This window comes from Methylobacterium sp. (assembly GCF_019750675.1).
Taxonomy (GTDB): Bacteria; Pseudomonadota; Alphaproteobacteria; order Rhizobiales; family Beijerinckiaceae; genus Methylobacterium.
On sequence record NZ_JAIEOF010000269.1, the window covers coordinates 1 to 8,154 of the forward strand.

Here is an 8,154-nt window from a genome sequence, read left to right on the forward strand (position 1 = left end):
CGCGCGCGCACGCCCGTGATCGCCGAGAATTTCGGGACCTCCGACCGCGAGGCGGTTCCGGCGGCCTGAGCCGGAGCGTCCCTCCCCGCCGGGTCGGACCGGGGAGGGCGCCCCCCTAGTTCCAGGTGTGCAGGACGGTGCGCCAGCCCTCGGGGCCGCGCTCCATCACGTTGATCCAGTTACCCTCGAATTTCTTCCGGGCTCCGCCGTCACCGGGGCCGTTCATCTCCCATCGCCCGGCCAGGACGCGAACATCGCCCTTCTCCCGGGTGGACTGGACGGTGATCCGGTGGTCGTCGAAGCCCTTCGCCTTGAGCCCGGAGAAGAACGTCTTGATCGCGGCCGGCCCCGAGATCGCCGCCCCCTTCGGGATCACCTGCGCGTCCGGGGCGTAGAGCGTGATCAGGGTGTCCATGTCGCCGCTGTTGTACGTCTTGTCCCAGGTTTCGGCGGCCTTCTGGCCGTCCATGGCGGCGGTGTCGGCATGTGCCGCCACGGGCAGGACGAGACACGCGGCCAGGGCCGCACCGAAGAAATTACCCTTCGTCAGCATGAATGCCTCCCTTGCGAGGTCAGATCGACGTGCCACGCAAGGGTTATTTGGCAATGCAAATTTTGGGAAGTAAAGACGGTTTGTAGAAGCCTGTGGTTTCTTCTTGACGTCTGGTCAGGCGGCCCGGACGGTGCCGAGGAAGCGCGCCATTTCCCGCGAAAGGTGCTCGGATTCCGCCGAAAGCTCGGAGGCCGACGACAGGACCTGGGAGGCGGCGGCCCCCGTCGCCTCGGCCGCTCCGGCCACACCCGCGATGTTGGCCGTGACCTCGCCGGTGCCGGTGGCCGCCTCGCTGACGTTGCGCACGATCTCCTGGGTGGCGGCGCCCTGCTCCTCGACGGCGGCCGCGATCGAGGTCGCCACAGCGCTGATCTCGCGGATTCGGCCGCTGATGCTCTCGATCGCGGTGACGGCCTGACCCGTCGAGCCCTGGATGCGGCCGATCTGAGCGCTGATCTCCTCGGTGGCCCGGGCCGTCTGGTTGGCGAGTTCCTTGACCTCGGCCGCCACCACCGCGAAGCCCCGTCCGGCCTCCCCGGCGCGGGCGGCCTCGATGGTGGCGTTCAGCGCCAGCAGGTTGGTCTGACCCGCGATGCTCGCGATCATCGCCACGACGTCGCCGATGCGCGCGGCGGCCGCACTCAGTTCCTGCACCTGCGTGGCGGTACGCGCCGCCTCGTCCACCGCGCGCTGGGCGAGCTGGGTCGAGCCGTCGACCTGGCGCCCGATCTCCTGGACCGAGGCGCCGAGTTCCTCGGCCGCCGCCGCCACCATGCCGACATTGGCCGCGGCCTGATCCGCCGCCGCCGCGACGGTGCTGGATTGGCTCGCGGTCTCGGAGGCGGTGCCGGCCATGCTCTGCGCGGTAACGCGCAGCTGGGCCGAGGCCGCCGTGACCCGGCCGAGGATGCCGCCGACGGCGCCCTCGAAGCCGTCGGCCATCGCCCGCATGGCGGCCTCGCGCTGTGCCTCGGCGCCGGCGCGGGCGAGGCGGGTCTCCTCCTCCAGGGCGCGGCTGCGCAGGAGGTTGGCGCGGAAGGTGTCGAGGGTGTCGGCCATGGCGCCGATCTCGTCCTGGCGCCCGACGCTCGGGATCTCGGCCTCTGCATCCCCGTCCGCCACGCGCCGCATGGCGGCCGTCATCGCGCTCAGGGGCCGGGTGATGCCTCGGATCGTATAGGCCATGGCGGCCAGCGCCATCAGCACCGAGAGCCCGAGCATGATCTGGGTCGTACGCACGGCGCTCGCGTGCGCGTCGCGCGCCGCCGCCTTGGCGGCCTCGCCGGCCTCGCCGTTGAGGGTCACGAGCTTGCGCATGGTGCCGCTGGTGGCGAGGTAGTTGGCGTTCATCGGTCCCCGGAATAGGGCCAGGACCTCGTCGCGCCGGGCCGGATCGATGGCCTGGAGCCGGTTCCAGTCCTGGCCCATCAGGGCGAGCTTGGCGGACGCCTCGTCGTGGAGGGCGCCTTCCTCGGGCGAGCTCACCAGGGCCTTGTAGGCGAGGCGCCGGCCCTCGAGGTCCTTTGCCAGCGTCGCGGCCTGGGCGACGCTGTTGGCTCGCTCCTCAGCGCTGTCGGCGACGACGTAGCGGAACTGCCAGAGGCGGATCCGCATCACCAGGGCGTTCATCGCGTGCGCGGCATCGACGGAGGGGAGTGCGTTGTCGGACAGGACCGTCATGCGGTCGCCGATGGTATCCATCTTCGACAAGGAGAGCAGGCCCTGTCCCGCGGTGATGACCGCCAGCAGTCCAAAGAGGCCGATCAGTGTCGACTTGAGGGAGAAACGCATGGGAAGGCCGGTGACCGCGAGACGAGAACGTGGGCCTCCCGAATAATGCCGCGCCTTTTAAGATTGACTTACACGATCCATAAAGACAACCCTGGGTTAGGGCGCATCATCTTCTCTTGGTGCGGTCGGACGATCCCGCCGACCGTCAGGCGGCGGCGTTGATCGAACGCAGGCCCGCCACGAGATCGGAGAAGCGGTCGCCCTGGACGATGACGTGGGCGCGCAGCAGGTCGGAGGCGCCCGCCTCGTCGCCCGACACGATGGCGGCGACGATGGCCTCGTGCTCGACCAGCGACTGGCCGAGGCGGTTGCGGGCGCGGAGCTGAAGGCGTCGGAAGGGCGCGAGCCGGCGATGCAGCTGGCGCGCCTGCTCCTCCAGGAAGCCGTTCCGGCAGGCCCGGTAGACCACCGTGTGGAAGATGTAGTTCTCGGCGTAATACGTCTCGGGATCGCCGGCCGCGGCCGAGGTCGCGCAGGCGGAGAGCGCCGCCTTCAGGGCCGCCTCGTCGTCCGGCACGAGGCGGCGCGTCGCCAGGCGCCCGCACGACGCCTCGATCTCCGCCATCGTCTCGAACATCGCGATCAGGTGCTGCGGATCGGGCGCGCTGACGATGGCGCCCCGCCGGGGCTTCATCTCGACGAGGCCGGTCATCGCCAACTGCAGCAGGGCCTCGCGGATGGGCGTGCGCGAGACCCCGAAACGCTCGGCGAGTTCGGTCTCGTCGAGGCGCGCGCCGAGGGCGAGGCGCCCGTCTACGATTTCGGTCTCGATGGTCTGCCTGAGGCGGCGCGACTGAGTCATGCGCTGGAATCCCGGCTCGGTCCAATCCCGCCGATTCGCGAAAATCCGACGGCATTCATTATTCAACCGCGTTGACAAAATATACAAGGCGTCGTTTCATGTATAACGAAAGCGCAGTGCAATATAAATGCTGCGCCGCAAAACGGAGCGGCCGAGCCACGGCCCAGGGAGAGACGCGCCATGATGCTGACACGCCGTGCCCTCGTCGCCGGCGGCCTCGCCGCCCCCGCCATCCTGTCCCTCGGCTCACGTGCCCGGGCGGCCACCACCCTGAAGCTCTCGCACCAGTTCCCCGGTGGAACCCTCGAGGAGGGCGACTTTCGCGATCGGATGTGTCGCAAGTTCGCGATGGCGCTGGCCGAGCGCTCGAAGGGCGCCCTCGAGGTGCAGGTCTATCCCGGCTCGTCGCTGATGAAGACGAACGCCCAGTTCGCCGCGATGCGCAAGGGTGCCCTCGACCTCTCGCTCTATCCCTCGCCCTATGCCGGCGGCGAGGTGCCGGAGCTGAACATCGGCCTGATGCCGGCCCTGGTCAGCTCCTACGAGCAGGCCATCGCCTGGAAGAAGGCGCCCGTCGGCCGCAAGCTCACCGAGATCCTCGAATCGAAGGGCATCGTCCTCGTCTCCTGGGTCTGGCAGGCGGGCGGCGTCGCCAGCCGCGAGCGCCCCCTGTACGCGCCGGCCGACGCCAAGGGCCTCAAGGTCCGGGGCGGGTCGCGCGAGATGGACCTGATGATGAAGCAGGCGGGTGCGGCCACTCTGTCGATCCCCTCCAGCGAATCCTACGCCGCCATGCAGACGGGCGCCTGCGACGCGGTCATCACCTCGTCCACCAGCCTGATCTCGTTCCGTCTGGAGGAGCTCGGCAAGGCCCTGACCTCGGGCCGCGAGCGCTCCTACTGGTTCATGCTGGAGCCCATCATGATGTCGAAGCTCGCCTTCGATCGCCTGCCCAAGGACCAGCAGGATCTCATCATGGCCATCGGCGCCGAGCTCGAGCCGTTCGGGCAGGCCGGCGCCAAGGCGGACGACACCAAGGTCGAGGATATCTTCGCCAAGGCCGGCGCCAAGGTGCAGAACCTCGACGAGAAGACCCTCGGCCAGTGGCGCGACATCGCCAAGGACACGGCCTGGAAGGACTTCGCCGGCAAGTCGGCCGGCTGCGCCGAGCTCCTCAAGCTGGCGGAGCAGGTGTCGTGAGCCACGCCTTCGACGCGGCTTCGGCCGCCGCCGAGACGCACACCAAGGCAGAGCCCCGGGTTCCGGGGCTCCTCGGCACCGTCGACCGCGCCCTGAAGCGCGTCAACCACGTCATCATGCTGCTGGGCGGCATCGCCCTGGTGTGCGCCTGCCTCGTTCTCAGCTACAGCGTCGTCATCCGCTACGTCCTGCACGAGCCCACCGACTGGCAGGACGAGATGGCGGTGTTCCTCATCGTCGGCGCCACCTTCTTCTCGGCCGCCGCCGTGCAGTCCAAGCGCGGCCACGTGGCGATCGAGGCGCTCACCGGCCTGCTGTCGCCGCGGGTCAACCGCGCCCGCCTGCTGATGGCGGACATCATCAGCTTCGTGTTCGTGGCCTTCTTCGCCTGGAAGAGCTGGACCCTGCTCCATGAGGCCTGGGTCGACGGGCAGGTCTCCCAGTCGAGCTGGGGGCCGCCCCTCTGGATCCCCTACATCCTCATGGCGGGCGGCATGACGCTGCTCGGCGTCCAGTTCATCCTGCAGATCGCCGAGGAGATCCTCTACGGCGCCGAGAAGGCCGGCTGGGCCGCCCCGAAGATCGGTGTCGGTGCCGACGTCAACAAGGACATGCATGGCCGACCCGACCTGACGCCGGAGGGCACCCGACCCCTCGGCGATCCCTTGGCAAACACGTCCTCGGCCAACGTCATGTCAAACACGAAGAACACCGGGAGGCATCCATGAGCGTCGCGGCCATCGGCTTCCTCTATGCCGGCGCGACCCTGAGCGCGATGCTGGCGGGCATCCCCATCGCCTTCGCGCTGGGCTTCGTGGCGCTCGCCTTCATGTACTTCTTCATGCCGGGCGCCTCCCTCGATACGGTGGCGCAGAACGTCTACGAGGAGATGGCCTCGATCACCCTGCTGTCGATCCCGCTCTTCATCCTGAAGGGCGCGGCGATCGGGCGGTCCAAGGCCGGCCAGGACCTCTACTCGGCCATGCATGCCTGGATGCACCGCATCCCCGGGGGCCTCGGCATCGCCAACGTCTTCGCCTGCGCGCTCTTCGCCGCCATGGCTGGGTCCTCGCCCGCCACCTGCTCGGCCATCGGTTCGGCCGGCATCCCGGAGATGCGCAAGCGCGGCTACTCGCCGGGTTTCGCCGCCGGCATCATCGCGGCGGGCGGCACGCTGGGCATCCTGCTGCCGCCTTCGATCACCATGATCCTCTACGCGGTGGCGGCCGAGCAGTCCCTCGGGCGCCTGTTCCTCGCCGGCATCGGCCCGGGCCTGCTGCTGGTCGCTCTGTTCGCAACCTGGTCGGTCTACCGCTTCCGCGCCGAATACGCCGCCGCGAAGGCGGCTTACGAGCGCAACGGCACGCAATCCGCCATCCTGGCGGAGGACACCTACAGCATGCGCCAGCGTTTCTCGACGCTGCCCCGCGTACTGCCCTTCGTGATCCTGCTCACCGGCGTGATGGTGGCGCTCTACGGCGGCTACGCCACCCCGTCCGAGACGGCGGGCCTCGGCGGCCTCCTGGCACTGGGCCTGATCGCGGTGATCTACGGCGTCTGGCGTCCGAAGGACGTCAGCCCGATCCTCACCGCGACCCTGCGGGAATCGACCATGCTGATGCTCATCATCGGCATGTCGCTCCTCTACGCCTACGTGATGAGCTACCTGCACATCTCGCAATCGGCGGCGGCCGCGATCGTGGCGATGCAGCTCTCGCCCTGGGTTCTGCTGGTGACGATCCTCGGCCTCGTGATCCTGCTCGGCTTCTTCCTGCCGCCGGTCTCGATCATCCTGATGACGGCGCCGATCATCCTGCCGCCCCTCAAGGCCGCCGGGTTCGACCTCGTCTGGTTCGGCGTGGTGATGACCATCACCATGGAGATGGGCCTGATCCACCCGCCGGTGGGCCTCAACATCTTCGTCATCAAGAACATCGCCCCCGACATCCCCCTGAAGGACATCATCTGGGGCACGCTGCCCTTCGTGATCCTGATGGCGGTGGCGATCCTGATCCTCTGCCTCGTGCCCGGCATCGCCATGTGGCTGCCGAACTGGCTCCTGCCGACCACGCGCTGAGCGCGCCGAAGGTCCCGGCCGCCGCATCCGCGCGGGGGCCGGGACTCCGGACGTCTCTCCCGACCTTCGACAGGCGCGCCCCACCCGCGAAAGATGTGCCGACCATGAGACACCTACGGTCCGGGCTGATCGCGCTCGCCTGCCTCATGGGTCCGGCCCAGGCCGATCCCGGCGCGGATTACGCCCCCCGCGTCGAGATCCGGCCCTTCGAGAGCCTGACCCTCTCCGACGCACAGTTCCTCACCGGCCGGAGCGAGGGCGCCAAGCCCGTCACCCTCGCGGGTACCCTGCGGATCGCCCGGGCTGGCACCGAGCGCCTGCCCACCGTGATCCTGGTGCACGGCTCCGGCGGCATCGGCGGGAACATCGAGTACTGGCAGCGGATGCTGGGGGCGAAGGGCTATTCCACCTTCGCCATCGACGCCTTCAGCGGCCGGGGGCTCACCTCGGTCAACACCAATCAGGCCCTGGTCGGGCGTACCAACCTGATCCTCGACATCTACCGGGGCCTCGAGATCCTGGCCAGGCACCCCCGCGTCGATCCCGAGCGGGTGGCGATCATGGGCTTCTCGCGGGGCGGGCAGGCCGCCCTGTATTCGAGCCTCACCCGCTTCGATGCCGCCTGGAACCGGTCGGGCATCCGCCCGGCGGCCTACCTGCCGGTCTATCCCGACTGCTCCATCGCGTTTCTCGGCGACACCGAGGTCGCCGCGCGCCCGATCCGTATCCTTGCCGGGGGCGCCGACGACTACAACCCGGCCGCCTTCTGCACCGGCTACGTGGAGCGCCTGAACGCGGCGGGGCGCGACGTGGCGATGACGATCTACCCCACCGGGCAGCACGTCTTCGACAACCCGATCGGGCCGACCACCCCTACGGTCGCGGCCGGCGCGCAGACCGTGCGCGGCTGCGCGCTGCGCGAGGAGGCCGAGGGCGTGATCGCCAACACCCGCACGGGCAAGCCCTTCGCCTACACGGATGCCTGCGTGGAGGCCGGGCCGCATGTCGGCTCGGACGCCGCCCTGCGCGACGCCGCGCTCGCCGCGACCCTGACCAATCTCGGCAACGCCTTCGGGCGCTGAACCGGGGGCGTTCGCGCGGGCGGGGCCTCAGCCCGCCAGGATGGTCGCCAGGACCTGCCGGGCGCGGTCCAGATCGTGCTGCGCCTCCGCCACGGCCGCCTCCGCCTGGGCGAGGCGCTGGACCGCGTGCAGGATCGGCGCGCCCTTGGTCAGCGCCGCCAGGGCCGCGACGGCCCCCCGGTCGACCTCCACCAGGTGCGAGGCGTCGCCGAGGAGCAGGGCGATCCGGTGCTCGCAATGCACGCCGTCCACGCCTTCCGCACAGGTGCAGGTGAAGCGGAGGCCGCGTCCGGTCTTCGTGGCCTCCATCCGATGCGAAACCGCGCCGTCCGGGCCACGGACCAAGAACATCAGCGACGTCATCGGGCCTCCTGCCATGCTTTGTCCGATGCGCCGGTGGTAACCGACCGGCGCGGGACTCTGAAGCCGGGATCGGGATACATCCTGACGCAGCGGCTCGTCCGCCTGGATGGCCGAGAGATCGCCATGGCTCGACCCGCATCCCGACACTTTCCGCCGCCGTGACCTTCGCGGGCCTGCCCGCCCCCGCGCGCGAGGCGGTGCGGCCTTAGCGTGCATCCGGACCGGGTCGACGGCGGGGCAGATCCCGCCGATGGCGGCCCGAGGGGCATGCGCGTCACAGGAGGCC

The 8,154-nt window shown here is 69.6% G+C and carries 8 protein-coding genes; 4 read left to right on the top strand and 4 right to left on the bottom strand.

Going from position 1 to position 8,154, the window contains the following annotated elements; genetic code table 11:
• Positions 1 to 115: 115 nt before the first annotated feature.
• The 3 genes from K2X24_RS13935 to K2X24_RS13945 form a co-directional block, all read right to left on the bottom strand.
• Positions 116 to 553 carry a nuclear transport factor 2 family protein gene (locus K2X24_RS13935; RefSeq protein WP_292498985.1) on the bottom strand — a complete coding sequence of 146 codons (438 nt, stop codon included), beginning with the start codon at positions 551 to 553 and terminating at the stop codon, positions 116 to 118.
• A 114-nt stretch (positions 554 to 667) separates the two neighbouring features.
• On the bottom strand, positions 668 to 2,344 hold the full coding sequence (locus tag K2X24_RS13940) for a methyl-accepting chemotaxis protein (protein ID WP_292498986.1): 1,677 nt from the start codon (positions 2,342 to 2,344) through the stop codon (positions 668 to 670).
• A gap of 145 nt (positions 2,345 to 2,489) precedes the next feature.
• Entirely contained in the window at positions 2,490 to 3,146 is a 657-nt protein-coding gene (locus tag K2X24_RS13945) for a GntR family transcriptional regulator (RefSeq protein WP_292498987.1), read from the bottom strand.
• 180 nt (positions 3,147 to 3,326) lie between these two features.
• On the opposite strand from K2X24_RS13945, the gene dctP reads away from it, so the two are divergent.
• From dctP to K2X24_RS13965, 4 genes are all read left to right on the top strand, one after another.
• Positions 3,327 to 4,346 carry a TRAP transporter substrate-binding protein DctP gene (gene dctP, locus K2X24_RS13950; RefSeq protein ID WP_292498988.1) on the top strand — a complete coding sequence of 340 codons (1,020 nt, stop codon included), beginning with the start codon at positions 3,327 to 3,329 and terminating at the stop codon, positions 4,344 to 4,346.
• A complete protein-coding gene (locus tag K2X24_RS13955) occupies positions 4,343 to 5,074 on the top strand; it encodes a TRAP transporter small permease (protein WP_292498989.1) in 732 nt (243 codons plus the stop codon). Before dctP ends, K2X24_RS13955 begins: the two co-directional genes overlap by 4 nt.
• Entirely contained in the window at positions 5,071 to 6,423 is a 1,353-nt protein-coding gene (locus tag K2X24_RS13960) for a TRAP transporter large permease (RefSeq protein ID WP_292498990.1), read from the top strand. Before K2X24_RS13955 ends, K2X24_RS13960 begins: the two co-directional genes overlap by 4 nt.
• Positions 6,424 to 6,527: 104 nt before the next feature.
• On the top strand, positions 6,528 to 7,505 hold the full coding sequence (locus tag K2X24_RS13965) for a dienelactone hydrolase family protein (RefSeq protein WP_292498991.1): 978 nt from the start codon (positions 6,528 to 6,530) through the stop codon (positions 7,503 to 7,505).
• A 27-nt stretch (positions 7,506 to 7,532) separates the two neighbouring features.
• Here K2X24_RS13965 and K2X24_RS13970 read toward each other — a convergent pair whose 3' ends face one another.
• Entirely contained in the window at positions 7,533 to 7,868 is a 336-nt protein-coding gene (locus K2X24_RS13970; RefSeq protein ID WP_292498992.1) for a hypothetical protein, read from the bottom strand.
• Between the last annotated feature and the right edge of the window lie 286 nt (positions 7,869 to 8,154).

Bases quoted from the DNA above. Each gene is read 5' to 3' on its own strand.
- K2X24_RS13945 (WP_292498987.1), bottom strand. From the start codon at position 3,146: ATGACTCAGTCGCGCCGCCTCAGGCAGACCATCGAGACCGAAATCGTA.
- K2X24_RS13935 (WP_292498985.1), bottom strand. From the start codon at position 553: ATGCTGACGAAGGGTAATTTCTTCGGTGCGGCCCTGGCCGCGTGTCTC.
- dctP (WP_292498988.1), top strand. From the start codon at position 3,327: ATGATGCTGACACGCCGTGCCCTCGTCGCCGGCGGCCTCGCCGCCCCC.
- K2X24_RS13970 (WP_292498992.1), bottom strand. From the start codon at position 7,868: ATGACGTCGCTGATGTTCTTGGTCCGTGGCCCGGACGGCGCGGTTTCG.
- K2X24_RS13960 (WP_292498990.1), top strand. From the start codon at position 5,071: ATGAGCGTCGCGGCCATCGGCTTCCTCTATGCCGGCGCGACCCTGAGC.
- K2X24_RS13940 (WP_292498986.1), bottom strand. From the start codon at position 2,344: ATGCGTTTCTCCCTCAAGTCGACACTGATCGGCCTCTTTGGACTGCTG.
- K2X24_RS13965 (WP_292498991.1), top strand. From the start codon at position 6,528: ATGAGACACCTACGGTCCGGGCTGATCGCGCTCGCCTGCCTCATGGGT.